28 protein-coding genes are annotated in these 26,165 nt (G+C 64.4%); all 28 read left to right on the forward strand.

Features of this window, described 5'->3' with window-relative positions; genetic code table 11:
- Window positions 1-116 precede the first annotated feature (116 nt).
- Window positions 117-497, forward strand: a complete 381-nt coding sequence (gene flgB, locus FJ548_RS23530; RefSeq protein ID WP_140690327.1) for a flagellar basal body rod protein FlgB — start codon at window positions 117-119, stop codon at window positions 495-497.
- Between the two features lies 1 nt (window position 498).
- A complete protein-coding gene (gene flgC / locus FJ548_RS23535) occupies window positions 499-915 on the forward strand; it encodes a flagellar basal body rod protein FlgC (RefSeq protein WP_140607202.1) in 417 nt (138 codons plus the stop codon).
- Complete coding sequence (locus tag FJ548_RS23540) at window positions 912-1,235, forward strand: flagellar hook-basal body complex protein FliE (protein ID WP_181168881.1); 324 nt, start codon at window positions 912-914, stop codon at window positions 1,233-1,235. Before flgC ends, FJ548_RS23540 begins: the two co-directional genes overlap by 4 nt.
- An 11-nt stretch (window positions 1,236-1,246) precedes the next feature.
- Window positions 1,247-2,035: a flagellar basal-body rod protein FlgG gene (gene flgG, locus FJ548_RS23545; RefSeq protein ID WP_140607203.1), complete on the forward strand. Its 789-nt coding sequence runs from the start codon at window positions 1,247-1,249 to the stop codon at window positions 2,033-2,035.
- A gap of 6 nt (window positions 2,036-2,041) precedes the next feature.
- The gene (gene flgA / locus FJ548_RS23550; RefSeq protein ID WP_140779082.1) at window positions 2,042-2,578 is read left to right on the forward strand and encodes a flagellar basal body P-ring formation chaperone FlgA; all 537 of its coding nucleotides are present in this window, start codon (window positions 2,042-2,044) and stop codon (window positions 2,576-2,578) included.
- 149 nt (window positions 2,579-2,727) lie between these two features.
- Window positions 2,728-3,816 (forward strand): flagellar basal body P-ring protein FlgI, encoded by a 1,089-nt coding sequence (locus FJ548_RS23555; protein WP_226890705.1) that lies wholly within the window; start codon window positions 2,728-2,730, stop codon window positions 3,814-3,816.
- Window positions 3,817-3,819: 3 nt separating this feature from the next.
- The gene (locus FJ548_RS23560) at window positions 3,820-4,404 is read left to right on the forward strand and encodes a MotE family protein (RefSeq protein WP_140759523.1); all 585 of its coding nucleotides are present in this window, start codon (window positions 3,820-3,822) and stop codon (window positions 4,402-4,404) included.
- Window positions 4,401-5,108: a flagellar basal body L-ring protein FlgH gene (gene flgH / locus FJ548_RS23565; protein ID WP_140779083.1), complete on the forward strand. Its 708-nt coding sequence runs from the start codon at window positions 4,401-4,403 to the stop codon at window positions 5,106-5,108. The genes FJ548_RS23560 and flgH overlap by 4 nt, the downstream gene beginning before the upstream one ends.
- A 14-nt stretch (window positions 5,109-5,122) precedes the next feature.
- Window positions 5,123-5,617 carry a flagellar basal body-associated FliL family protein gene (locus tag FJ548_RS23570; protein ID WP_140779084.1) on the forward strand — a complete coding sequence of 165 codons (495 nt, stop codon included), beginning with the start codon at window positions 5,123-5,125 and terminating at the stop codon, window positions 5,615-5,617.
- Window positions 5,614-6,345 carry a flagellar type III secretion system pore protein FliP gene (gene fliP, locus FJ548_RS23575; RefSeq protein ID WP_140779085.1) on the forward strand — a complete coding sequence of 244 codons (732 nt, stop codon included), beginning with the start codon at window positions 5,614-5,616 and terminating at the stop codon, window positions 6,343-6,345. The genes FJ548_RS23570 and fliP overlap by 4 nt, the downstream gene beginning before the upstream one ends.
- A gap of 252 nt (window positions 6,346-6,597) precedes the next feature.
- Complete coding sequence (locus FJ548_RS23580; RefSeq protein WP_140607210.1) at window positions 6,598-7,578, forward strand: flagellin; 981 nt, start codon at window positions 6,598-6,600, stop codon at window positions 7,576-7,578.
- A 280-nt stretch (window positions 7,579-7,858) separates the two neighbouring features.
- Complete coding sequence (locus FJ548_RS23585) at window positions 7,859-8,929, forward strand: flagellin (protein ID WP_140779086.1); 1,071 nt, start codon at window positions 7,859-7,861, stop codon at window positions 8,927-8,929.
- Between the two features lie 132 nt (window positions 8,930-9,061).
- On the forward strand, window positions 9,062-10,711 hold the full coding sequence (gene fliF, locus FJ548_RS23590; protein ID WP_140779087.1) for a flagellar basal-body MS-ring/collar protein FliF: 1,650 nt from the start codon (window positions 9,062-9,064) through the stop codon (window positions 10,709-10,711).
- A 3-nt stretch (window positions 10,712-10,714) separates the two neighbouring features.
- Window positions 10,715-11,335, forward strand: coding sequence for a hypothetical protein (locus FJ548_RS23595; protein WP_140779088.1), 621 nt, complete (start codon window positions 10,715-10,717; stop codon window positions 11,333-11,335).
- On the forward strand, window positions 11,332-12,687 hold the full coding sequence (locus FJ548_RS23600; RefSeq protein WP_140779089.1) for a MotB family protein: 1,356 nt from the start codon (window positions 11,332-11,334) through the stop codon (window positions 12,685-12,687). Before FJ548_RS23595 ends, FJ548_RS23600 begins: the two co-directional genes overlap by 4 nt.
- Window positions 12,684-14,033 carry a chemotaxis protein MotC gene (locus FJ548_RS23605; protein ID WP_140779090.1) on the forward strand — a complete coding sequence of 450 codons (1,350 nt, stop codon included), beginning with the start codon at window positions 12,684-12,686 and terminating at the stop codon, window positions 14,031-14,033. The genes FJ548_RS23600 and FJ548_RS23605 overlap by 4 nt, the downstream gene beginning before the upstream one ends.
- Window positions 14,030-15,406, forward strand: a complete 1,377-nt coding sequence (locus FJ548_RS23610) for a flagellar hook-length control protein FliK (protein WP_140779091.1) — start codon at window positions 14,030-14,032, stop codon at window positions 15,404-15,406. Before FJ548_RS23605 ends, FJ548_RS23610 begins: the two co-directional genes overlap by 4 nt.
- Window positions 15,336-15,923, forward strand: coding sequence for a transglycosylase SLT domain-containing protein (locus tag FJ548_RS23615; RefSeq protein ID WP_246678746.1), 588 nt, complete (start codon window positions 15,336-15,338; stop codon window positions 15,921-15,923). Before FJ548_RS23610 ends, FJ548_RS23615 begins: the two co-directional genes overlap by 71 nt.
- Before the next feature lie 221 nt (window positions 15,924-16,144).
- Window positions 16,145-16,813, forward strand: a complete 669-nt coding sequence (locus FJ548_RS23620) for a response regulator transcription factor (RefSeq protein WP_140607217.1) — start codon at window positions 16,145-16,147, stop codon at window positions 16,811-16,813.
- A 79-nt stretch (window positions 16,814-16,892) separates the two neighbouring features.
- Entirely contained in the window at window positions 16,893-18,149 is a 1,257-nt protein-coding gene (locus FJ548_RS23625) for a flagellar hook protein FlgE (protein WP_140779092.1), read from the forward strand.
- A gap of 27 nt (window positions 18,150-18,176) precedes the next feature.
- Window positions 18,177-19,631 (forward strand): flagellar hook-associated protein FlgK, encoded by a 1,455-nt coding sequence (gene flgK, locus FJ548_RS23630; RefSeq protein WP_140759511.1) that lies wholly within the window; start codon window positions 18,177-18,179, stop codon window positions 19,629-19,631.
- A gap of 3 nt (window positions 19,632-19,634) precedes the next feature.
- Entirely contained in the window at window positions 19,635-20,678 is a 1,044-nt protein-coding gene (locus FJ548_RS23635) for a flagellar hook-associated family protein (RefSeq protein ID WP_140607220.1), read from the forward strand.
- Window positions 20,679-20,707: 29 nt separating this feature from the next.
- Window positions 20,708-21,055 (forward strand): flagellar biosynthesis regulator FlaF, encoded by a 348-nt coding sequence (flaF, locus tag FJ548_RS23640; protein ID WP_140607221.1) that lies wholly within the window; start codon window positions 20,708-20,710, stop codon window positions 21,053-21,055.
- A complete protein-coding gene (gene flbT, locus FJ548_RS23645) occupies window positions 21,052-21,495 on the forward strand; it encodes a flagellar biosynthesis repressor FlbT (protein WP_140690366.1) in 444 nt (147 codons plus the stop codon). The genes flaF and flbT overlap by 4 nt, the downstream gene beginning before the upstream one ends.
- Window positions 21,495-21,902 (forward strand): flagellar hook assembly protein FlgD, encoded by a 408-nt coding sequence (gene flgD / locus FJ548_RS23650; protein ID WP_140607223.1) that lies wholly within the window; start codon window positions 21,495-21,497, stop codon window positions 21,900-21,902. Before flbT ends, flgD begins: the two co-directional genes overlap by 1 nt.
- A gap of 13 nt (window positions 21,903-21,915) precedes the next feature.
- Window positions 21,916-22,182: a flagellar biosynthesis protein FliQ gene (gene fliQ, locus FJ548_RS23655; RefSeq protein WP_140690368.1), complete on the forward strand. Its 267-nt coding sequence runs from the start codon at window positions 21,916-21,918 to the stop codon at window positions 22,180-22,182.
- A 289-nt stretch (window positions 22,183-22,471) separates the two neighbouring features.
- Entirely contained in the window at window positions 22,472-24,223 is a 1,752-nt protein-coding gene (gene asnB, locus FJ548_RS23660) for an asparagine synthase (glutamine-hydrolyzing) (RefSeq protein WP_281407098.1), read from the forward strand.
- A 193-nt stretch (window positions 24,224-24,416) separates the two neighbouring features.
- Window positions 24,417-26,060: an MFS transporter gene (locus tag FJ548_RS23665; RefSeq protein WP_140779093.1), complete on the forward strand. Its 1,644-nt coding sequence runs from the start codon at window positions 24,417-24,419 to the stop codon at window positions 26,058-26,060.
- Window positions 26,061-26,165 lie beyond the last annotated feature (105 nt).

Here is a 26,165-nt window from a genome sequence, read left to right on the forward strand (position 1 = left end):
ATCAAGAAACGGGGCATGATGTCGTGCGAAAACCGCTTCACACCTTTCTGGCGGCCGTCCGCAAGGTCCGCGCAAGACTGACGGCCTAGTCTTTGGGCACATGCCCGGAGATTCCCATGGAGCCCGTTTCCCTTTTCGATCTCGCCGCCAAGCAAGCGCAGTGGCTTTCCGTGCGTCAGTCGGCGATCGCCGGCAACATCGCCAACGCCAACACGCCAGGCTACATGGCAAACGATGTCGAGCCGTTCGAAAAGGTGCTCGACCGCACGGCGGTGTCGCTGCAGGCCACCGAGGCCGGCCATCTCGGCAACGCCGCGACCAATGCCGGCTTCACCATCAAGCCGCAGGAAGACGACGGCGTGGTCATGCCGTCCAAGAACAGCGTCGTGCTTGAAGACCAGCTTCTCAAGGCCGGCGAAGTGCGCCGCTCCTTCGAGCTCAACACGGCCATCGTCAAGGCGTTCCACTCGATGATGATGATGGCGGTCAAGAGCTGACATGGACGCGTTGACCTCAGCCCTGAAAGTCGCAGCATCCGGCCTCGGCGCCCAGTCCGAGCGCCTGCGCGTGGTTTCCGAGAACCTCGCCAATGCCCAGTCGACCGGCACGACGCCCGGCGCCGACCCCTATCGCCGCAAGACCATCAGCTTCGTCTCGGAGCTCGACCGGGCTTCCGGCAGCTCGACGGTCGCAGTGAACTCGATCGACCGCGATCCGAGTGACTTTCCCGTCGAATTCCAACCCGGCAACGAGGCCGCCGACGCGAAGGGCTACGTCAAGTTGCCCAATGTCAACGTGTTGATCGAAATGGCCGACATGACCGAGGCCAACCGCTCCTACGAGGCCAACCTGCAAGTCGTGAAGCAGGCGCGCGACCTCATCTCAATGACCATCGACCTGATGAGGAACCAATGATCGTGAACGGCATCGGCGCGCTTAACCTGAAGCCTGGGCTGGGCGACACGGCAACCGACCTGCTTCAAGGCGGTGTCGCGCCCGCGACACCGGGCAATCTTGGCACCTCCTTCACCGAGGCGCTGAGCCAGGCGGCGTCGAAGACCGTCAACACGCTGCAGAATGCCGAACAGGTGTCGCTGCAGGCGCTCAAGGGCGATGCCGACACCCGCCAGGTCGTCGATGCCGTGATGAGCGCGCAGCAGGCGCTCCAGACCGCCGTCGCCATCCGCGACAAGGTCGTTTCGGCCTATCTCGAAGTCAGTCGCATGGGTATCTGAGGAGTTAGGCCATGAAAGCACTCGCCATTGCCGCCACCGGCATGAATGCCCAGCAGACAAATCTGGAAGTCATCGCCAACAACATCGCCAACATCAACACCACCGGCTACAAGCGGGCGCGGGCCGAATTCTCCGATCTGCTCTACCAGGTCGACCGCACGCAAGGCGTGCCCAACCGCTCCAACGCCTCGCTGGTGCCGGAGGGCGTTTCGATCGGCCTCGGCGTCAAGACGACCGCGGTGCGCAACGTCCACACACAGGGCGAACTGACCAGCACCGGCAACAGTTTCGACATGGCGCTCACCGGCCGCGGTTGGTTTCAGATCGAGGGCGCAGATGGCGGCACGCTCTATACCCGCGCCGGCGCCTTCAACACCAACGCCACCGGTCAGCTGGTGACCGCGGACGGCGCCAGTGTCATCCCGGCCATCACCGTGCCGGTCAACGCCGTCGAAGTCATCGTCAACAAGACCGGCCAGGTCTTCGCCCGTATCGACGGCCAGACGAACCTGCAGACGCTCGGCCAGCTCCAGATCGTCAACTTCGCCAACGAGGCGGGGCTGGCGCCGCTCGGCGACAATCTGTTCCAGGAAACGACGGCGTCAGGCCCGGCCAATGTCGGCGTGCCCGGCGACCCCGGCTTCGCCACCGTCCAGCAAGGTTATCTCGAGGCTTCCAACGTCGACCCGGTCAAGGAAATCACCGAACTGATCTCGGCGCAGCGTGCCTATGAAATGAACTCCAAGGTCATCCAGGCCGCCGACGACATGGCCTCGGTTGTCTCCAAGAACATCAGGTAACGGACGATGGCCATGCCGATCTCCTGCTCCGCACTCCGCCGCGCCGCGCTTGCCTTTGCGTTGGTGGTCGGTGGTTTGCCGGCTTTCGCCCAGGAGTCGAAAGGCCAGTCGACAGACCAATCGGCAACGCAGATCGCCAGAAGTCAGCCTGCCGGCGAGGTCGTGCTGATTCCCAACCGGGTCATCTATCCCGGCGAGACCATCGAGATCACCGCGCTGAAGCAGGTGACGCTAATCCCGGGCAAGCACAAGCCCGATGCGGTGGCGACCCGCGCGGAGGAGCTGCAGGGCAAGATCGCCAAGCGCACGCTGCTGCCCGGCCGCTACATTCCTTCGACCGCCATCCGCGAGGCCTGGCTGGTCGAACAGGGCGCCGCCGTGCAGGTCTTCTTCATCGCCGGCGGACTGACGATATCGGCGACAGCCGTGACTTTGCAGCCAGGTTCGGCCGGCGACCTCATCAAGGTTCGCAACACCGACAGCGGCAAGATCCTTTCCGGCACTGTGATGGCCGACGGAACCATCCAGGTCAGCGCTTCATGATGCGCGCATTTACCCTTCTGCTTGCGGCCGCGCTCGGCCTGCAGCCGGCGCTGGCCGACGGCCTGACGCCCAAGGCCAAGCGCGAACTCGCCGCCAGGAATGGCGGCGTCTACGACGATCCGGAATATGATCCGGCCACCACCACCCGCATGTTCCGCGTGTCGTCCGGGCCAAGCTCGCTGCCGCCGGGCCAGGTCGCCTCGCGCATCAAGGACATCGCCCAGCTGCAGAGTTCGCGCGACAACCAGCTCGTCGGCTACGGCCTCGTCATCGGGCTCGCCGGGTCTGGCGACAGCCTGCGCAATTCGCCGTTCACCGAGCAGTCGATCCGCGCCATGCTCGAAAATCTCGGCATCGCCACCGAGGGCGGCAGCGCGCGCGCCAAGAACGTCGCCGCCGTCATCGTCACCGCCAATATGCCCCCCTATGTGCAATCGGGCGCCCGCATCGACATCGACGTCTCCTCGATGGGCGACGCCACCTCGCTATCAGGCGGCACACTGATCATGACGCCGCTGAAGGCGGCGGACGGCGAGATCTATGCCGTCGGCCAGGGCGCGGTCATCGTTTCCGGGTTCACCGCCCAGGGTCAGGCCCAGCAAGTGACGCAGGGCGTGCCAACCGCCGGCCGGGTCCCGAACGGCGCAATTGTCGAGCGGTCGGTGAAGGCCGAATTCGATGACCAGCCGACGCTAACGCTGCAATTGCGCAATCCCGATTTTTCGACCGCCATCCGTATCGCCGACGCGATCAACGATTACACCAGCCAGCGCTTTGGCATGCGCGTGGCGGCCGAGCGCGACTCCCGCACCGTCCAGATCAGGAGGCCGAAGAGCATATCGGCGGCCCGCTTCTATGCCGAGATCGAGAATCTGGTGGTCGAGTCCGACACGCCGGCCCGCGTCGTCATCGACGAGCGCACCGGCACCATCGTCATCGGCAACGACGTCAAGATCTCGCGCGTCGCCATCAGTCACGGCACACTGACGGTGCGCATCACCGAGGCGCCGCGTGTCGTGCAGCCTGAACCCTTCTCCAAGGGCGAAACCGCCGTCGAGCCGTTCACCGCCATCGATGCCAGCCGGCCCAACGGCCGCGTCGCCGTGCTCGACGGGCCTGACCTGCAAACCCTCGTTTCCGGCCTCAACCGTCTCGGCGTCAAGCCGGACGGCATCATTGCCATCCTGCAAGGCATCAAGTCGGCCGGCGCCCTGCAAGCCGATCTGGTTCTCCAATAGGCGATGCCGATGATCCCTCCCCTCTCATCTCATGAAAGGCGCCGCTCCCGCACAATTCTGTTCGCGGCAGCAGCTGTCGCGGCCATGTCCTTTTCCGGCGGCGCGGACGCCGAGGACACCGTTCGCCAGGTTCTGCCCGGAGCGCAGCCCGCGATGGCGCCGCGGCAATTGACGCGGGAAAAGGCGCCTGACCAAAGCGAGATCGAGCGCTTCTGCTCCAACATCGCCGACGCCGCCCGCGACCGCCGCTATGCCTTGCAGGCGGAAGAACTGAAGCAGCTCCAGGCCGGCATCGACCAGCGCATGAAGGCGCTGGACGAGAAGAAGGCCGAATACGAGACGTGGCTCAAGCGGCGCGAGGTCTTCCTGGCCCGGGCAGAGGACGGCGTCGTCAAGATCTACGCCGGCATGAAGCCCGATGCCGCGGCCGAACGCCTGGCGATCGTCAACGCAGATCTGGCCGCGGCCATCCTGATGAAGCTCGATTCTCGCAAGGCCAGTGTCATTCTCAACGAAATGGACCAGAAGGCGGCGGCGACGCTCACCGGCATCATGGCCAGCGCAGCCCGAAGGGTAGATCCGTCATGATCCGCAGAATGCTCATCCTGTGCGCGGTTGCAGCGCTGTCCGGCTGCGGAACCAATCTCAGGGAGGTCGGCAAGGAACCTGCGCTGTCGCCGGTCGGCTCCGGCATCGATGGCGGCAACACCGGCTCCCTCTACAAATACCCGGAGTCGCCACGCGCGCCGATCAAGAAATTCTCGCTTTGGAACGATCGCCAGAGCCGGCTGTTCACCGATCCCCGGGCGCTGTCGCAGGGCGACATCCTGACCGTCAAGATCAGCATCAACGACCGCGCCAACTTCAAGAACCAGAACGACAGAAGCCGCACCGCCAACCGCAAGCTCGGTTTCGACATCAGCGCGCAATGGGACAAGCTCAGCACAGCCGGCAAGGGTTCCGGCGCGCTCAACTCGGCCACGGATACAACGGCTGACGGCGAGATCAAACGATCGGAAACGCTGGAGCTCAATGTCGCGGCCATCGTCACCGACGTCCTGCCCAACGGCAATCTGATGATCACCGGTTCGCAGGAGGTACGCGTCAACGCCGAACTCAGGGTGCTGACCATCGCCGGCATCGTGCGGCCGGCTGATATCGGCGCCGAGAATACGATCCCCTACGAGCGCATCGCCGAGGCGCGCATTTCCTACGGCGGACGCGGCCGCATCACCGAGATCCAGCAGCCGGCCTACGGCCAGCAGGTTCTCGACCAGGTTCTTCCGTTCTAGGGTTGGAGAACAGCGTGGCCAATGTCGAACAGCTTCAGCCTCGCAAGGGACCTTCCCTTGCCGTCCAGGGCGCCATGCTGCTGGTGGTGACGGCCGCAGCCATCGGCATGGGCTGGCTGTCCGGCGGCTATCTCAAGGGCGTCGGAGGACCGGCGTCGGTTCCGGTCGCGCCGGAGAACGAGGGCAAGGCTGCCCAGCCCGCCGCCGCGCAACAGCCGGGCACGGGGCCGACGCTCGCGGCGCTGGCGCCGATCACCACCAACATCGCCTCGCCTGCCGACACCTGGATCAGAATGGAGGCATTCGTGGTCTATGACGCGCCGCAGCCGCCGGCGATGGCGGAGGACATCCAGCAGGACCTTCTGGCCTTCGTGCGCACCTTGAAGATGCACCAGATCGAAGGCGCCAGCGGTTACCAGCACCTGAAAGCCGATCTCGAGGAACGCGCCTCGATCCGCAGCCAGGGCCATGCCAAACAGGTACTCATCAGGACATTGCTGGTCGAATGAAGAAATTTCTTCTTGCAGCGGCGCTGATCGGCGCTGCCACATCCGTCGCGGCGGCCCAGCAACTGGACCTCGGCGGCATCGGCAAGGCCGATGGCACCACCGTCGGCTACATCATCCAGATGTTCGGCCTGCTGACGGTGCTGTCGGTGGCGCCGGGCCTGCTGATCATGGTGACGAGCTTCACCCGCTTCGTCATCGCTTTCTCGATCCTGCGCGCCGGCATCGGCCTGCAGTCGACGCCGGCTAACCTCATCCTTATTTCGCTGTCGCTGTTCATGACCTTCTATGTCATGGCGCCGACCTTCGATCAGGCCTGGAACACCGGCGTCAAGCCGCTGATGGACAACCAGATCAGCCAGACCGAGGCCTTCGAGAAGATCTCGGATCCGTTCCGCACTTTCATGCTGCACAATGTGCGCGACAAGGACTTCGACCTTTTCGCCGACCTCGCCCGCGAGCGCGGCCAGACCGTCTCGCGCGACACGGTCGACCTGCGCATCCTGGTGCCGGCCTTCATGATCTCCGAGATCCGGCGCGGCTTCGAAATCGGCTTCCTGATCGTGCTGCCTTTCCTGGTCATCGACCTGATCGTCGCCACCATCACGATGGCGATGGGCATGATGATGCTGCCGCCCACCGTGGTGTCGCTGCCATTCAAGATCCTGTTCTTCGTCCTGATCGACGGCTGGAACCTGCTTGTCGGCAGCCTGGTGCGCTCCTTCACCTGACTGTTTCCGTCGCACGGCCCCGGCAAAAGGCACCGTCTGCCGACAAGGGTGGGCGGTGCGGGAACCATCATCGAATTCCCAGATTATTTTCGATTAACCGTCGGATTTAGGCCTTTGGTAGGAACTCGCCGCCATAGTCGCTCGCAGATGGCGGGTGATCTCTTTCGACGATCATTGGCATGATGCCGCTCCGTCATACCGGACAAGCCGGTATGTCAAAAAAACACCTGTAAAATCAAGGTACGAGTAGCCATGTCCAGCATCATGACGAACACCGCCGCATTGACGGCGCTGCAGAGCCTCAACGCCACCAGCAAATCGCTTCAGGACACCCAGGCCCGCATCTCGACGGGCTATCGCGTCTCCCAGGCTTCCGACAACGCCGCCTACTGGTCGATCGCGACCACGATGCGCTCCGACAACCAGGCGATGTCCACCGTTTCGGACTCGCTCGGCCTCGGCGCCTCGAAGGTTGACACCGCCTACACCGGCATGAACAGTGCGATCACCACCATCAACTCGATCCAGCAGAAGCTGACCGCGTCCTACGGCCAGACCGACGCCTCCAAGGAAAAGACCCAGGTCGAAATCAAGGCGCTTCAGGATCAGTTGAAGGCCTACGCCGATGGCGCCACCTTCTCCGGCACCAACATGCTTTCGCTGTCCACCGCTTCGGGCACGGCGGCCGACGTGAAGATCGTTTCGGCCTTCAACCGCGACGCCAGCGGTGCTGTTTCGATCTCGACGATCGACGTCAACGTGGAAAGCATCAAGCTCTATGACGCCGGCGCGGCCCCGACGGCCAAAGGCATTCTGGACACGGATCGCCTCGGCGCCACCGGCGCTGCGGCAGCAGCTTCGGCCCCGACGCTCGGCGCTGCCGCAGCGGCTACCGACACCTATTCGGTCGCCAGCCTGGCCATCTTTTCGGGTGGCACGGCCGCCAGCGATAGCCAGATCTCGCAGATGATGACCGTCGTCGACGCCGCGCTCAAGGACATGACGACCGCCGCCACCAAGCTCGGCGCGGCCAAGAGCTCCATCGACCTGCAGAAGACCTTCACGTCAAGCCTGATGGACTCCATCGACCGCGGCGTTGGTCAGCTCGTCGATGCCGACATGAACAAGGAATCGACCCGCCTCCAGGCCCTGCAGGTTCAGCAGCAGCTCGGCGTCCAGGCGCTGTCGATCGCCAACGGCTCCTCGCAGTCGATCCTGTCGCTCTTCCGCTAATCCACTTCGCTCAACCTAGAGCGCAGTAAACAACGGGCCGCGCCAAAAGCGCGGCCCGTTTTGCGTTGCTCCAGCCCCGCGCAACCCTCGGTCCTTAACCCTCAAAAGCGAGCCTTTAACAGGCCGTTAACCATAACGCGCTAGTCATGGTTAACCAATAGCTTACAAAGGATTGGCGAATCGGCCCTGTGGGCGCGACGGCAATCCATGGGCGGGCGAACGCTCGCGAGGGCAATGCCGGTTTTTTGAAAAAGACCGGGTGGGAAAAGGAGCGATTTTCTTGGCGAGCATCATGACAAACGCCGCGGCGTTGACCGCACTTCAAAGCCTCAACGCCACCAACAAATCGCTCGAGCAGACACAGGCCCGGATCTCCACCGGTTACAAGGTCTCGGAGGCCTCCGACAACGCCGCCTACTGGTCGATCGCCACGACGATGCGCTCGGACAACCAGGCGCTCTCGACCGTGCAGGATGCGCTCGGCCTCGGCGCCTCGAAGGTCGACACCGCCTACACCGGCATGAACAATGTCCTGACGACGATCGGCCAGATCAAGACCAAGCTGCTTTCCACCGTCGGCCAGGCCGACGCCGCCAAGGTAAAGACGCAGACTGAAATCACGACGCTCCAGGCGCAGATGAAGTCCTTTGCCGACGCCGCCACCTTTTCGGGTTCGAATTTCCTTTCGGTGACGTCGAAGCAGGTCGCCGCGCCCAATGATGGCGTGCAGCCCGACGCCAAGATCGTCTCGTCCTTCAATCGCTCCTCATCCGGCGCCATTTCGCTCGGAACGATCGACATCGATGTCGAGAGCACCAAGCTGTTCGATTCCGGTCTCGCCACCGACGTCAAGAACTACGGCACGCTCGACCGCCAGACCTCGGTCTATTCCACCGCGGCCGCCCAGAGCCAGTACGATACAGCCTACGCCACCGCGATCGCGGGCGGAGCCACGGACATCGCCGCAAACACCGCCGGCCAGGCCGCGGTGACAGGCACCCCCGCCAAGATCGACAACGTCTCCGCCTATAATCTCGACATCACGGCGGCCGGCGTTACCGACGACATCATCACCCAGATGATCGGCAAGATCGACAAGGTGATGAGCCAGTTGACCGACTCCGCCACGATCCTCGGTTCGGCCAAGAGCTCGATCGACCTGCAGAAGACCTTCACGCAGAGCCTGATGGACTCCATCGACCGCGGCGTCGGTCAGCTCGTCGATGCCGACATGAACAAGGAATCAACCCGCCTCCAGGCCCTGCAGGTGCAGCAGCAGCTCGGCATCCAGTCGCTGTCGATCGCCAACAGTTCCTCGCAGTCGATCCTGTCGCTGTTCAAGAACGGCTAGTTCCGCCGTAGCTGGCGGATACTTCCATTTCCAATTCAAGGGGCCGCGCCGCAAGCGCGGCCCGATTTCATTTTCGCACAAGCTTCGGAGGCTAGTGTTCCGGCGGACAGTCATGCTGGGAGTCGCTGAATCGTGCCGGAACAGATCCAGAGCATCATCTCGAATCTCCGCGGTTTTGGTGTGAGGCGCCTCGCTATGCTGGCGGGCATCGCCGTTCTGGTGATGGGCGTCATCGGCATCGCCTCGGTCTACCTCAACCGCCCCGCCTACGACACGCTCTATGTCGGGCTCGATCGCTCCGACGTGAACCAGATCGGCCTGGTGCTGGGCGAGGCCGGCATCGGCTTCGATGTCGGCGCCGACGGGACCTCGGTGCTGGTGCCGGCCGGCACCACGGCGCAGGCGCGCATGCTGCTCGCCGAAAAAGGCCTGCCGACCAGCGCCAATGCCGGCTACGAGCTGTTCGACAATGTCGGCTCGCTCGGCCTCACCTCCTTCATGCAGCAGATTACCCGCGTGCGTGCGCTGGAAGGCGAGATCGCCCGCACCATCCAGTCGATATCAGGCGTCAAGGCGGCACGTGTCCACATCGTCATGTCCGAGCGCGCCAATTTCCGCCGCGACGAGCAGCAGCCTTCCGCATCGGTCGTCATCCGCTATGCCGGCATCGATGCCGAGAAAAGCGCCCAGTCGATCCGCCATCTCGTCGCCGCCGCCGTGCCTGGCCTGTCGGCCGACAAGGTGACGGTGCTCGATTCCAACGGCAACCTGCTGGCCGCCGGGGATGATCCCTCCAACACCAGTGCCGCCCGCACGCTCGGTGTCGAGCAGACTGTCGAGGCACAGATCGGCGACAATATCCGCCGCGCACTCACCCCCTATCTCGGGCCCGACAACTTCCGCGCCAGCGTCAAGGCCGAGATCAACACCGACACCCGCCAGACGGAAGAGACCATCTTCGATCCGAATTCCCGCGTCGAGCGTTCGGTGCAGTCGGTGCGCGCCAATGAGAACAACAACCAGAGGCAGGCCTCCACCCCCGCCAGCGTCGAGCAGAACCTGCCCGAGACCCAGGCGACGGCGACCGAAGGCCCGCAATCCTCCTCGCAGAACGACCGCAAGGAAGAGATCACCAACTACGAGATCAACTCCAAGAAGATCGCCACCGTCTCCAACGGCTACACAGTCACCAAGATGTCGATCGCCGTCGTTGTCAACCAGGACCGGCTGAAGGCGATCCTGGGCAAGGACGCGACGCCGGACCAGATCGCCAAGCGCGTCGCCGATATCCAGAAAATGGTGGCGTCGGCCACCGGCTTCGACGACAAGCGCGGCGATGTCGTCGACGTCTCGGCGGTCGAGTTCATCGATGGGCTGGACGGCGAGGCGATCCCGCAGGCTGGAATGCTCGATTCGATCGGCCAGCATGCCGGCACGCTGATCAACGCCGGCGCCTTCATCGTCGTCGTGTTCCTGGTGGCCTTCTTCGGCCTGCGGCCGATGGCGGCGGCACTGACGGCAAGGGCGACGCCTGCCATAGCCGGTCCCAATTTCGACGAGGTCCAGCGTTCGCTACCGACTCCGGAGGCAGCCGCTTCCGCCGACGCAGGTGTCGCCATCGGCGCCCTGCCGGGCGCGCGGCCCGGCGCCACCCCGCTCGATGATCTTCGCCAGAAGATCAGACCGGCACCGCAGGAGCGGCTTGCCCGCATGGTCGACATCAACGAGGAGCGCACCGCGCAGATCCTGCGCAAATGGGCCGCCCAGGAAGTCGCGGCCTAAACCATGCCCTCCGCAGCCCTTTTCGATCTTCTCCCCGATTTCGGTCCGCGTGCGCCGCGCGTCAGCAAGGCTCAGGCCGCGACCGAGCACAGGCCGGAAGCAGCCGAGCCGCAGGCCGATATCGGCACGCTGATCGCCGAGGCGGTCGCCCAAGCGGAGGCGACGCTTGCGGAGCGGCTTTCGGCCGCCCATCACGCAGCGCTGGAAACCGAGCGCCAGGCGCATGCCGAGGAAGCAAGGATCTTTCTCGAAAGCTTCGGCGGCGATATCGGCAAGGCGGTCTCGTCGCGCATCGATGCCATGGAGGCGCGTGTGACGGATCTTGTCGCCGCAACGGTCGCCCGCATCATTGGCGGCGTCGTCAGTGACGATCTGCAGCGGCGCTCGCTTGAAGCGCTCGCCAGCGCGGTTCGCGAAGCCGTCGGCGACGGCGAAGCGGTGCGCATCGCCGTCCGTGGGCCGCTGTCGCTGTTCGAAACGCTCAAGGCATCGCTTGGCGCCCGCGCTGCAAATCTCGACTTCGTCGAGGCGCCCGGCTTGGATCTGACGGTCACCGTTGACGAGGCCGTGTTCGAGACACGCATGGCCGAATGGTCGGCAACCTTCTCCGAGGTGCTGTCATGAGCGTCGCCGAAGCCGATCATGGCAGGCACGAGATCATCATCGTGCGCCGGGGTCATGACGACCACGACGAGGGCCACCATGGCGGCGTGTGGAAGATCGCCTTCGCCGACTTCATGACCGCGATGATGTGCTTCTTCCTGGTCATGTGGCTGATCAACGCCGCCAACGAGCAGACCAAGACGGCGGTGGCCAGCTACTTCAATCCTGTCAAGCTCGTCGACCGTGAGTCGAGCCGCAAGGGCCTTAAGGATCTCGGCAATGGGCCGCGCTCGGTCGGGCTGACGGCCGACGAGCCGCAGGACGCGACCATCAAGACCGGACAGGATGGCATCGGCGCCGTGGGCTCGTCCAACCGCAAGCAGGACAAGCAGGCACAGCAGCCGCAACAGTCCGACGATCACCTCTTCGCCGACCCTTACGCGGTGCTCTCCGAGATCGCCACCGACACCGGCGTCATGCAGAATGTCAGCCAGAAGGGCGACGGCGGCGCGCAAAATGCGGGTCCCGCGACCGGCGCCTCCGGCGGCGCGTCCTACCGTGATCCCTTCGAGCCGGATTTCTGGTCGCAGCAGGTCGCCGCGCCCGTCGCCGAGGTAAGTGCCCAGCGGCCCAGGATCGAGGGCGACCCGCTCAAGCCTGGCGACAAGGCCGCCGAGACACAGGTCGCCAAGGTCAAGGCCATGCCGCCGGCGCCGCCGGTCGAGGACGCACCGCTCGAGCCTCTGGCACAGGACGGCGAGGACGCCGCCATGGCCAAGGCCGGCGCAACCAAGGCCAGCGACGCCAAGGCCAGCGACATCATGGCGGCCGACGGCAAGGCGATGGATGCGACCGTCGCGCAGCAAGAGGCTGCAAAGCCCGATGCCGCGGAAAATGCACCGACAGCCGCCGCGCTGAAAGCCGCCGCCGAGGTCAAGCGCCAGCTGGCCGATGCCTTCAAGCCTGGCGACAAGCTGCATGACGGCGTCTCCGTCGAAGCCACCGATAAAGGAGTCGTCATATCGATCACCGACCAGCTCGACTTCGGCATGTTCGAAATCGGATCGGCGCTGCCGCGCCGCGAGCTGGTGCTGGCGATGGAAAAGATCGGCCGCATCGTCAACAGCCAGAAGGGGACGATCAGTATCAATGGCCACACCGATGCGCGGCCCTTCCGCAGCGCCAGTTACGACAATTGGCGGCTGTCGACGGCGCGGGCGCATTCCGCTTACTACATGCTCGTGCGGGGCGGCGTCGACGAACGCCGCATTACCGAGGTTGCCGGCTTCGCGGACCGCCAGCCGAAGGATCGCGCCGATCCGATGTCGGCGGTCAATCGCCGCATCGAGATCCTGATGGCGACCGGCGGATGAAGCGGGCGGCCGTCATCAGCCGCTTGATGGGCCTGTTGCTGCTGGCCGCCGGATATCCGTCCGCCGGCTTCGCCCAGGACACGCTGCAGCCTTACCAGCTCGTGCGCTCGCTGCAACTCATCCAGGACCGCATCGCCGCCGGCGATCACGCCGCGATGCCGATGCAGGCCAAGCTGCTCGAAATGACCGATGCGCGCCTGCGCGAAGCGGATGCGGAGGACTTCAAGGACGCCAGGAATTTTCGCGCGCTCCTGGTCTACGGCATGAGCGGCGGCAATCCGGTGACTGTCGAGACGGCCGTCTCGCGCGCCGCCGCTGATCCGCCGAACCTTGCCATCGCCAGGGGCGTCATCGACTATCTCAATGGCCGCCCCGGCGAGGCGATCGAAGCGCTGACGCCGATCGATCCGATGATGCTCTCCGGCGATCTCGGCGCATTCCTTGCCCTGGTCAAAGGGTCGCTGCTTGCCGGAGATCAACCGGCGGTGGCGCTCACACTGCTCGACGAGGCCAGACTTCTCAGCCCCGGCACGCTGGTCGAGGAAGCCGCCTTGCGGCGTTCGGTCGGCATTGCCGCCGCGCAGGGCGATGCGGCGCGTTTCGCGCTTGCCTCCACCCAGTATGTCGAGCGCTATCTCTATTCGCCCTATGCCAGCCAGTTCGCGGATTCTTTCGTGTCCGGCGTCATCGCGCTGCACATGTCGATTAGCCAGGACAAGCTGGCCGACATCACCTCGATGATGGATCCCGAGCGCGAGAAGGTAATCTATCTGCGCATCGCCCGCCGTGCCGCGATCGACGGCCTTGGCGAATTGTCGGCCTTCGCCTCGGCGCGGGCCGTGCAGGGCCGCGACGGCAACACCAACCAGGGCGATCCGCGCGCCCTGCTCTACTCCAGCCTGTCCACCGTGACCTCGGGCACCATTGGGGATGTTCGCGCCAAGCTTGGCAAGATCGACCGCAGCAGGCTGTCGGACGGTGATCGCGCCCTGCTCGACGCCGCGCAGACCATCGCCGGTGAGGTGGTGGCGCCACCGGCTTCCCTTCCAGCCACCAGGGTAGCCGCGCCGCCCGAACCCAAGGCCGCCGCCGCACAGGCCGACGACGCTGCCGGGTTGCCGCCTGTCGAAGGTGCCGTCTCCGAACAGCCCGCCATTGCGCCATCCGGCACAAAGGCCGCCGCGCCGGCTTCGGCGCCTGCAGCCGATTCGGCGACGGTCCTGCCCGCATCGGCGCCAGCCACCTCTGCCGGTCCCGGCACAACCGATCCGACCGACGCCGCCATGTTGAGAACCCGTCGACAGCTCGACCTGATCGACCAGATGCTTGGAGCCGCCCCGAAATGACCCCCAGCCTCGGCCCGGCCCTGCCAGGATTTACCGCCGCGCGTACGACGGCGGAGCAGCCGGCCACGCCCGGAAATACGGATGATGCTGGTTTCGGCAAGATGGTGCGTGCCGGCGCAAGCCGGGCCCACTCGGAAAAGCAGCCGGCGGCCGAGGCCATCTCGCGCGATCCGCGCTGGAGCAAGCTTGCCTCCGACCTTGCGGCGCAAGCCGGCGAGGACGAACCGATGCCGGTCGGCAAGACGAGAGCCGCGTCCGCCGGCTTGCCAGCCGCGAAATCGATGAAAGACGGCAAGGACGTTGGGACGGACAAGGACGCAGACGCCGAAACGCCGGCGACTGGCGCCGCACCGCTCGACGACCATCTGCCGCTGCTGATGGCGTTTCATGAGCTGCGCCACTTCTCGACATCTGCCACGTCGGCCGATGCAGACGAAACCGGGCAGGAGCCGCCGCCCGGGGGGCAAGTCGTGCCTAAGGCCTATCGGGCGAAATCCGCAGCCGGGCATGACGATCTCGAACCCATGTCGAAGCCCGAGCGGGCATCGCTCGTCGATGGGCCGCTGACCAAGCTCGACGGCCAGTCCGTCCGCGATACCGCCGCTGGCGCGCCAGGGCGTGAGAATGCGATCGCCGCTGGCCCGCTTCCCGAGGCGGCGCCGGCCGAGGTGCCGGGCGCGGAGCCGAAACAGGCGGCGCCGCAACCGAAGTCCATCGCCGACGTTCAGTCATCGCTGCGGTCAGATCCAGGAAAACAGCTCCCGGCATCGGCGCGCATCGACGTGGTTTCCGAGCGCAGCTTCCCTGCTCCGCCGCAGGCTCCGATGAGCCAGGCAGCCCTCAACGTAATCAATGCAATAGCGGCCGATGGCGGCCCGCGCCAAGCGCTTTCAATGGCGTCGGCGACCAGCCATCTGGCCGGCTCTGTTGCCGTTCCGACACATGTCTTGAAGATCGAACTTCACCCGGCCGAGCTGGGCATGGTGACGGCCCATCTTCGCCTCTCGGGAGAACAACTTTCGATTGAACTGAAGCCCGAAACGCATGATGCCTACCGCCGCCTTTCCAGCGACAGCGAGGCGATCGTGAAATCGCTGCGCGGACTGGGATTCGAGGTGGATAAGGTCTCCATCATGCAACCATCGGTAGCTGTCCCGGCGACAAATCGGACGGATGCAACCGCCTCCCTGACCACGGCACCTGGCCGCGACCAGCCATCGTTTCAGCCTGGAAACTCAGGCGGCGGCGGCAGTGGGACCGGCGGCCAGCAACCAGGTCAGCAATCCGCAAGGGGTAGTCATGATGACGCGCAGGATTACGGCCGTGCCGCTTCGCCTTCTCGCGAGCGCGCTGGCGGCCATATTTTTATCTAGTCTCGTGAACGGCGCCGTCGCCGCCACCAACCCTTGCGAGCCCGAGATCCTGCGCGCCGCCGACCGCTATGGCGTGCCCGCCGGCATCCTCTATGCCGTCGGCCTGACCGAAACCGGCAAGAAAGGCAGCCTTCAGCCTAACGCGTTGAATGTAGAAGGAAAAGCGGTCTTCCCGAGAAGCCGCGCCGAGGCGCTTGCCACCTTCGCCAATGCGCAGCGCGAGGGCAAGACGCTGATCGATCTCGGCTGCATGCAAATCAATCACCACTACCATGCCTCGCATTTCCGCAGCGTCGAGGACATGCTCGATCCGCGCCAGAATGTCGACTACGCGGCGCGCTTCCTGGCCAGTCTCCATGCCCGCCACGAGACCTGGTCGATGGCCGTCGCCCGCTATCATGCCGGTCCCGACAACGACCCCGCGCAAAAGGTCTATGTCTGCCGGGTGATCGCCAACATGGTTGCCACCGGCTTTGGAAAATGGACCGGCAACGCCCGCGCCTTCTGCAACCCATAAGCGCATTTTCTGCTTCTAATGGGCCGAACTCACTTCTTCGGGCCTGCGCTTTGATTTGATCAAGACTTGCCACCCCAGGCATATCTGGTTGCACGCTAATGCAACCGATGCGATTCCAGACTCCCAAGAAACTAGTTACAAGAAATGATGGTGTTCAGGATTCCCGCCAGCCGTTACGCCTTTCCTCACGGGGCAGATGAGCTGATTCGGAGGCGGGGCCGATGATCGTTATCGTTGACGAGCGAGAGCTCGTAACAGAGGGATACAATTCACTTTTTGACCGCGAAGGCGTTGCCTGCGCCGGTTTCGCGCCCAATGAATTCGGCGAGTGGGTGAACTCGGCCGCCGATTCCGACCTGCGTTCGGTGCGGGCCTTCCTGATCGGCGACTGCCGTGACGGCGCCATTTCTCCACGCCAGATCCGCGACCGCACCGGCGCCCCGGTGATTGCGCTCAGCGAGCAGCATTCGCTGGAAAACACGCTGCGGTTGTTCGAGAGCGGCGTCGACGACGTTATCCGCAAGCCTGTCCACATCCGCGAGATTCTCGCCCGCATAACCGCCATTCGCCGTCGCGCGAATGAGGATGTCGCCTACACCGAGATCGGCGCCATGCGCATCTTCATGGACGGCCGCGATCCGGAGATCAACGGCCAGCCGCTGCCCTTGCCGCGCCGAGAGCGCCGCATCCTGGAATATCTGGCGAGCAACCGTGGCCGCCGCGTCACCAAGACCCAGGTCTTCAATGCCATTTACGGCATCTTCGACGAGGAGGTCGAGGAGAACGTGGTCGAAAGCCATATCAGCAAACTGCGCAAGAAACTGCGTGAGAAGCTGGGCACCGACCCGATCGATTCCAAACGCTTCCTAGGCTACCGGCTCGTGTTTTGAAGCAGCACCGCGCCAGCCTCGCGCAAGACAGGACGCGTAGCCTCGCCGCCAGTGGCATGGATATTGCGGAGACATCTCGATGAGCCTCTACGGAATGATGCGGACCGGCGTTTCCGGCATGAACGCCCAGGCAAACCGCCTGTCGACGACGGCCGACAACATCGCCAACTCCGACACCACCGGCTACAAGCGCTCCTCCGCCGAGTTTTCGACGCTGATCATGCCGTCCACGGGCGGCGCCTATAATTCCGGCGGCATCACCACCACGATCCGGCAGGCGGTCAGCGATCCGGGCGTGCTTCAATACACGACTTCGGTCTCCGACCTTGCCGTCAGCGGCGATGGTTTCTTTGTCGTCCAGGATCCCGGCGGCACGCCTTTCCTGACCCGCGCCGGCGCCTTCGTTCCCGATGCGCAGGGCAGACTGGTCAACGCGGCCGGCTTCCAGTTGATGGCCTACAGCTACGCCAACGGCGTGCCGGCGGCGACGGTCAACGGCTTCGAAGGGCTGGTCCCTGTCGTCATTTCCGACCAGGGGATGACGGCGACGCCAAGCACCCTGGGCAGCTACAGCGGCAATCTGCCGGCGGGTGCGACCCCGGTCGCGGCCGGCAACCTGCCCTCCACCAACTCGGCAGGCGCACAGTACACCTCGAAGTCCTCGATGGTCGCCTACGACAATGTCGGCAACAAGGTGCTGGTCGACGTCTATTTCACCAATACCGGCCCCGGCACCTGGGAAGTATCGGCCTTTGACCAGTCGAAGGCCACGCCTGGAACATCGTTCCCCTACACCGGCGGAGCGCTGGGCACGGCCAACCTGACCTTCGACACCACCACCGGCAAGCTGACCGGCGCGACCACCGGCGTTTCATTCACCGTGCCGAACGGCGCCAGCCTCGATCTCGATCTGTCGAAGCTGACCCAGCTCGGCACCGGCTTCACGGTTTCCGACGCCCAGGTCAACGGCAACGCGCCGAGCACCATCGACAAGGTTCAGATCAGCAAGGACGGCACCATCTACGCGCAGTACAAGGACGGCTCCACCAAGCCGCTCTACAAGATTCCGCTGGCCGACGTGCAGAGCCCGGACCAGCTCAAGGCCCTTCCCGGCAACGTCTACGCGCAGGGCACCGATTCCGGCGCGGTCCGCGTCGGCTTTGCCAACGAAGGCAAACTCGGCTCCATCATCTCCGGCGCGCTCGAGAATTCCAACGTCGATATCGCCGAGGAACTGACCGACATGATCGCGGCGCAGGGCAGCTACACCGCCAATTCGAAAGTCTTCCAGACCGGTTCCGACCTGATGGACGTCCTTGTCAACCTGAAGAGATAAACCGGGCGCCGCCCGTGAAAGACCAGCATGTCGCTATCCTCCGCATTGAGCATCGCCCAATCGGCGCTTATGAATACCGCGCGGCAGACCAGCGTTGTCACGCGCAACGTCTCGGACGCTTCCAATCCGGACTATACGCGCCGCATCGCCGCCATCACCAGCACGGCGCCCGGCGCCCGTTCGGTTGATATCCAGCGCGTCACCAATGACCTGCTATTCCGGCAGAACCTCGGCGCCTTGTCGGCCTATAGCGGCCAGAACGCGCTCTACAGCGGCATGGATCAGCTCGACGTGTCGGTCAATGGCGTCGACAACGCCTCCTCCCCCTCGACCGCCATCGCCAACCTGCAGCAGGCGCTGCAGCTCTACGCTACCTCGCCGTCCAACCAGAATCTCGGCTCCACCGTCATCGACGCGGCCAGGCAGGTCGTCCGCTCTCTCAATGAGGGCTCCCAGGCCATTCAGGCTTTCCGCACCCAGACGGACGGCCAGATCGACACGGCGGTCAAGGACCTCAATTCGCTGCTCAGCCAGTTCCAGGACGCCAACCAGGCGGTCATTTCGGGAACCCGTTCCGGCACCGATATTTCCGACGCGCTGGACCAACGTGACGCGCTGCTGAAGAAGATCGCGGACTATGTTCCGGTCTCGACCTTCACGCGCGGCGACAATGACATGGTCATCACCACGGGTGACGGCACGACGCTGTTCGAGACGATACCGCGCACGGTGAGCTTCACGCCATCGGCCGGCTATGCCGCCGGGGCCGCCGGCAACACCGTCTATATCGACAACGTGCCGGTCTCGGCAGGAACCGGCGGCAACACCAGCGCCAGCGGCAAGCTTGCCGGCCTGCTGCAGTTGCGTGACGGCGTCGCCTCGGCCATGCAGGGCCAGCTCGACGAGACCGCGCGCGGCCTGATCACGGCCTTTGCCGAAACCGCGCCTTCCATGCCCGACGCCGCTGGTCTGTTCACCTGGTCTGGCGGGCCCGCCGTGCCAGCCGCGGGCACTCTGGTCAATGGCCTTGCGGGCACGATCAGCATCAATGCCGCGATGGATCCGAGCGCTGGTGGCAACCCGACCTTGCTGCGCGATGGCGGCGCCAACGGCGCGGCCTATGTCGCCAACGCCAGCGGCGGCGCTTCCTATTCCAGCCTTCTGGTTGCCTATGGCGACCGGCTCGACCAGCCGATGACGTTTGACCCCGCCGCCGGGATTTCAGCGACGTCCAGCGTTTCCGACTATGCCGCCAATTCGATCGGCTGGCTCCAGGGCATGCGCCAGCAGGCCTCCACCGCCGCCGATGCCAAGCAAGCGCTGGCACAGCGCAGCGCCGAGGCTCTGTCCAATGCGACCGGCGTCAATGTCGACCAGGAAATGTCGCTGATGCTCGACCTCGAACACACCTATCAGGCGTCAGCCCGAATGATGAAAACCGTCGACGATATGATGACGGCCCTGTTGAACGCGGTGGGATAATCCATGACCTCAGTTTCCTCGGCCGCCATCTCCAATGCCATGCGTTATCAGCAGATGCGCATGCAGGCGGACCTCGTCAAGGCAACGAAGGAATCCTCGACAGGCAAGGTCGCCGATGTCGGTCTGGCATTGGGCGGACGCACCGCTCAGTCCGTCACCTTCTCGCGCGACCTCGACCGGCTGAACGTGATCATCGATTCCAACGGGCTGGTCGCCGCCCGGCTTTCATCGACGCAAACCTCGCTCGGCCAGCTCTCCGGCGTGGCGCAGACCTTCCTGTCCAGCCTGACCACCGCATCGTCTGGGGACAATTCCGACAGCCTGACCCAATCGACCGGCCAGACGACGATCCAGCAGCTTGCCTCGATCCTCAACACCAGCGTCAATGGCGAATACCTGTTCGCCGGCACCAACACCGACGTCAAGCCGATCAACGATTTCACGGCGGCCGGTTCGCCGGCCAAGGCCGCTTTCGACGCGTCCTTTGTCGCCAAGTTCGGTTTCACGCCCGATGATCCGGCCGCTGCCACCATCACCGCTGCCCAGATGGACGATTTCATCACCAACGATGTCACGCCACAGTTCCTCGGCGCGGGCTGGCAGGCCAACATGTCGAATGCCACCGACCAGCAGATCGTCAGCCGCATCGCGCTCAACGAAACCACCGCGACCTCGACCAGCGCCAACAGCGATGGTGTCAAGAAGCTCGCCATGGCGGCCGCAATGGTCTCGAGCCTGATGTCCACCAACATCAGCCAGGCGGCGAAGGATACGATCATCACCCGCTCGCAGTCGCTGGTCGGCGAGGCGCTGAGCGGCATCGGCCAGGTCCAGTCCGAAACCGGCATTGTCCAGAAGCGCGTCTCCGACGCCAGTGACCGCATGAAGACGCAAGTCGACCTGTTCGAACGCCACATTCTCGATCTCGAGGCCGTCGATCCCGCCGAAGCCGCGACCCGCGTCGCCGACCTGACGCAGCATATCGAGACGTCCTTTGCCCTGACAGCGCGCCTGCAGCAGCTCAGCCTGTTGAATTACCTGACCTGACAACTCCCAGCGGAACGGTAGAGCCGACGATGTACCAATTTTCCTACGCCGACATCCAGAGCACCTCTGTCGCGGACGCCAAGGACCGCGAGCGTGAGCTGCTGACCCGCTCGATCGACATGCTGTCGGCGGCAGCGGTGGCCGGCCAGGATTCGATGGAGGCGGTGGAGGCGCTGCATTTCACCAATCGCGTCTGGACCGCCTTCGTCGAGGACCTCGGCTCCAGCGACAACGCGCTCCCCAAGGAATTGCGCGCCAACCTGATCTCCATCGGCCTGTGGCTGCTGCGCGAAGCGGAGGACATCCGCCAGGGACGCACCAACAATTTCGAAGGGCTGATCGAAGTATCCCAGATCATCCGCGACGGCATTCAATGACCAACACGCTGAAGATCTCGCTGAAGCCCAACGAGAAGATCTACATCAATGGCGCCGTCATCCGTGTCGACCGCAAGGTCACCGTCGAGCTGATGAACGACGTGCAGTTCCTGCTCGAGAGCCATGTGATCCAGGCCGACCAGGCATCGACGCCGCTCAGGCAGCTTTATTTCATCGTGCAGGTCATGCTGATCAACCCTGCCGGCGCTGGCGAAGCACGCGAGATGTTCCGCCGCTCGCTGCCGCTGCTCATTGCAAGTTTCGAGGATGCCGAGATCTGCAGCGCCTTGAAACAGATCGATCGCATGGTCGGCGAGGATCATATCTACGAGGCATTGAAGGCGATCCGTTCGCTTTATCCTCTCGAACGCCGCGCGCTTGGCGGCAATGACGATGTTCCGGGCGCCTCGCGCCCGCTGGCCGTGGGAGCACGCTACTGATGACCGTGGACATGACGACGACGATACCGGTTGGCGCCAACCAGACCACCACGCAGGCATCCAAGACAGCTGTCGACTACAACTCGTTCCTGAAGCTTCTGATCGCCGAGATGAAGAACCAGGATCCGACCAAGCCGATGGATTCGACGCAATACGTCGCCCAGCTCGCCACCTTCTCGCAGGTCGAGCAGTCGGTGCAGACCAACACCAAGCTCGACCAGATCATGCAGTCTTCGGCGCTGTCGCAGGCCGACGCTCTCATAGGCCGCAACATCACCTCGGCCGACGGCAAGACGTCAGGCACTGTGGCTTCGGTGACGCTTGGCAGCAACGGACTGATCGCAGTGCTCCAGGATGGCACCACGGTGCCGGTCGGCGCGGGCGTATCGATCAAGCCGGCGAGCTAGGCCAACCGCCCACATGAACGAGGCCGACGCTCTCGACATCGTCCAGTATGCGGTGTGGACGGTGCTGACCGCCTCCGCGCCCGTGGTGCTGGTCGCCATGGCGGTCGGCATCGGCATCGCGCTTATCCAGGCGCTGACTCAGGTGCAGGAGATCACCTTGACCTTCGTGCCGAAGATCGTCGCCATCATGCTCGTGGTGGCGCTCACCGGCCCGTTCATCGGTGGCCAGATATCGGCCTTCGCCAACGTCATCTTCGAGCGCATCCAGAACGGGTTCTGAAACCCCTCGGGAAGGGTGCGGCGGCTTCAACTCGGAATGCTTGAAAACAGCGGTCCGCTTGCGGCGGCGCCCGTTCTGGCTAGATTGCCGTATAGCCATTCCCGGCCAGGCGATCATTTTGTCCCGATGACTTCTCGCAAATCCCCGGAGCAGCCAGGACCGACCGACGGACCATGTGCGGCATAGCCGGCGTATGGCGCAAGCGGAACCCTGTCTCCGGCGGCGATCTCGCCGCCGTCGGCCGCATGATGCAGGCGCTGGCGCATCGCGGTCCTGACGACCATGCCACGTGGAACGACAGCCGGCTGGCGCTGGGGCACCGGCGGCTCTCGATCATCGATCTCTCGAGCATGCGCGTGAGCCGATGCTCACGGCCTGTGGCCAGGGTGTGCTGGTCTACAATGGCGAGGTCTACAACTACCGATCCTTGCGCGGGACACTTGAAGTCGAAGGCAGGCGGTTCCGGACGGTCTCGGACGCCGAGGTGGTTCTCGAGGCCCTGCACCACTGGGGGCCGGACAAGGCCATTCCGCTGTTCGACGGCATGTTTTCCCTTGCCTATTTCGATGGGCGGGCCACCACGCTCTGGCTGGCGCGCGACCGTCTCGGCATCAAGCCGATGTCGGTGGCCGAGACCGCCGAGCGAATCCTCTTCGCTTCCGAGGACAAGGCGATCCTTGCCTGTGACGACGTCGCCCGCGCCATCGACGCGCGTGAGATCACCCTGCGCCTTGCCTGGCAGAGCCGTGACTCCCGCTCCAGCCTGTTCGAGGGCATAGAGCGGCTGCCGCCAGCAGGCCTGTGGAAGATCACCGACGCCGGCATCGAGAAGCGCTGCTTCTGGCACGTCCTCGATGTGCTCGACGCGGCCCGCATCGTCGGCGACGACGCAACGGACGCCGAGCATATGGCGACGCTGGAAAAATTGATCCAGGACAGCGTCGGGCTCCATTGCATTGCTGACACCAGCCTGGCCGCGGCCTGCAGCGGCGGTATCGATTCCGGCCTCGTCACGACGCTGGCGAAACGGTTCAGGCCGGAAATGTCGGCCTATGTCGTTGACCCACGCATCGGCCACAGCGAAGCCGAGGATGCCGAACGCACCGCCAGCCATGCCGGCGTGACCTTGCACAGGATCCCTATCGACAAGGACCGCTTTCTGGAACTCTGGCCAAGGACGATCTGGCACCTGGAAAGCGACGGCTGGCATGCAAGCCATGCCTGCCTGCTGGCGCTTGCCGAGCAATGCCGGGCCGATGGCGTCAAGGTGCTTTTGACCGGCGAAGGCGCCGACGAGCTCTTTGGCGGCTATGATTGGCAGGAGGCCAGCATGAGGCTGTGGCGGCCCTGGTCATGGCCGGGACGCCTGTTTCGTTCGAAGCGTTACTTAGCCCGGCGATTCGAACGCCAGAGATACGCCCCTTTCCGGACATCGATCGCGAATGCCCATGGCTGGGATCGCAACATCGTGCTCAGGGCGCTGTCGCCGGAACTGAATTTCCTTCAGGCCAAGATCTTCGATCGGTTGAAGCCGTTGCCGTCGCTCAGCGATCGCGCTTTCCTGGGCTGCTGCCTGCACGACCTGTATGGACACATGCAGGATCTGCTGAACCGGCATGACCGGCTCAGCATGGCGGCCTCGGTCGAGCTCAGGGTGCCGTTCATCGAAAACCGGCTGATCGACTTCGCGATCCATCTGCCGAGACGGCACAAATACCGCCACAAGCAGGGCAAATGGCTCTTGAAGAAGGTGGCGGAAAAACACATTCCGCGTGAGAATGTTCATGCCCGCAAGAACGGGTTCCAGGTTTCCGCGAATTTTACCACCGGCACGCAAGGGCTGTTGCGCGGCGGCTTGCTGCGCGATGCCATGAAATGGCCGGCAGCTTCCGTGGACGACCTGATCGATCTGGCAAGGCGCGACCAGGCATCGCGGATGCGGCTGGTGGGTATGGAGCTTTTCCTCCGCCTGCACGCCGGCGGCCAGACTGCCGGCCATCTAACCGAAGCACTGCGGGCCGCCGACAATGAGGCGGGTTGAAAAGGGCCTGAGCGCAGACGCCAACGATAGCTTTGCGAGGCTGATGGCTGCGTGGCCCTTCGCTATCCCCTTGTTGGACCATGATCTTCCACGCAAGACATTCGCCCTTTGCTGCGTGATGCCATAGTTTCGGCTAACGATCCGGGGAAAGGGATCACCGCAAGGATCCGCAGGCCGTGGCAGGGACCCATCCATGATTGACGAAAAGCCGGAAAGCGAGAGCGTCTCGGCGCTGGCGCCCTTTCGGCATGGCATTTTCCGCGCCGTCTGGGCCGCAAGCCTCGTCTCGAATTTCGGTGGCCTGATCCAGGGTGTCGGCGCGGCCTGGATGATGACCACCATCGCCACCTCGCCCTATCAGGTCGCCCTGGTCCAGGCCTCGACCACCTTGCCGATCATGCTGTTTGCGCTTGTCGCCGGCGCCATCGCCGACAGCTTCGACCGGCGCAAGGTGATGCTGGTTGCCCAGATCTTCATGCTGGTCGTCTCGCTGCTGCTGACCGTGTTCACCTATTGCAACCTGATCACGCCGTGGACGTTGCTTGCCTTCACCTTCCTGATCGACAGCGGCACGGCATTGAACAGTCCATCCTGGCAGGCCTCGGTCGGCGACATGGTGCCCCGCAACAAAGTGCCCGCCGCGGTGGCGCTGAACTCCATGGGCTTCAACCTGACGCGCAGTGTCGGTCCGGCGATCGGCGGCATCATCGTCGCGGCCGCTGGTGCCGCGGCCGCCTTCGCGGCGAACGCGGTGAGCTATATCGGCCTCATCGTCGTGATGGCGCGCTGGAAGCCGGATGTGCCGGTATCGACCTTGCCGCGTGAGTCGCTGGGCGCGGCCATGGGCGCCGGCCTGCGCTATGTCGCCATGTCGCCCAACATCGGCAAGGTGCTGGTCAGGGGGGCCGCCTTCGGCTTCAGCGCCGGCGCGGTGTTAGCACTACTGCCGCTGGTGGCGCGCGACGTCGTCAAGGGCGATGCGCTGACCTACGGCATCATGCTGGGCGCCTTCGGCATTGGCGCCGTCGGCGGCGCCTTGATCAGCGTGCGGCTGCGGCAGCTGCTCTCCAGCGAGACGATGGTGCGCTGCGCCTTTGCCGGCTTCGCGGTTTGCGCCTTCAATGCGGCGATCAGCCCGCATGCCTGGCAGACGTCGCTCGGCCTGCTGGTTGGCGGTGCCTGCTGGGTGATCGCGCTTTCGCATTTCAACGTCACCGTGCAGATGGCGACGCCGCGCTGGGTGGTCGGCCGGGTGCTGTCGGTCTACCAGACCGCGACGTTCGGCGGCATCGCGCTCGGCAGCTGGATCTGGGGCGTCGTCGCCGATGCGCATGGCGCTGAAACCGCGCTGATCGCGGCCGCCATCGCCATGCTGGCCGGCGGCGCCATCGGCCTTGTGCTGCCGCTGCCGCAGCAGCAGGTGCTGAACCTCGACCCGCTCAACCGCTTCAAGGAGCCGCATCTGGCGCTGGACCTGAAGCCGCGCAGCGGTCCCATCGCCATCATGATCGAATATGTGATCCGCCATGAGGACGAGGCGGAATTCCTCGCCACCATGGCCGAACGCGGCCGCATCCGCCGCCGTGACGGCGCCCGCAACTGGACGCTGGCGCGAGATCTCGAAAATCCGATGATCTGGATCGAGCACTACCACACGCCGACCTGGCTCGAATATGTGCGCCACAATGGCCGCATCACCCAAGCCGACGCCACGGTCGGCGAACGCCTGCGGGCGCTGCACAGCGGCAGCGAGCCGCCGCGCGTGCGTCGCGTGATCGAGCGCCCGACAACCGCCGGCACCGCGCTGGTGATGGCCAAGGTGCCGATCGAGCACTGATCCGCTGCGGAGAGCTGGTGTCCGCCGGTTAGAGCATAATCTGACCTGACGGAATCGCGAGGGATTCCCATCGGCGAGAATATCTGATTCATCATGTCTGCTGGA

The organism is Mesorhizobium sp. B2-4-17 (assembly GCF_006441275.1).
In the GTDB taxonomy this organism is placed as follows: Bacteria; Pseudomonadota; Alphaproteobacteria; order Rhizobiales; family Rhizobiaceae; genus Mesorhizobium.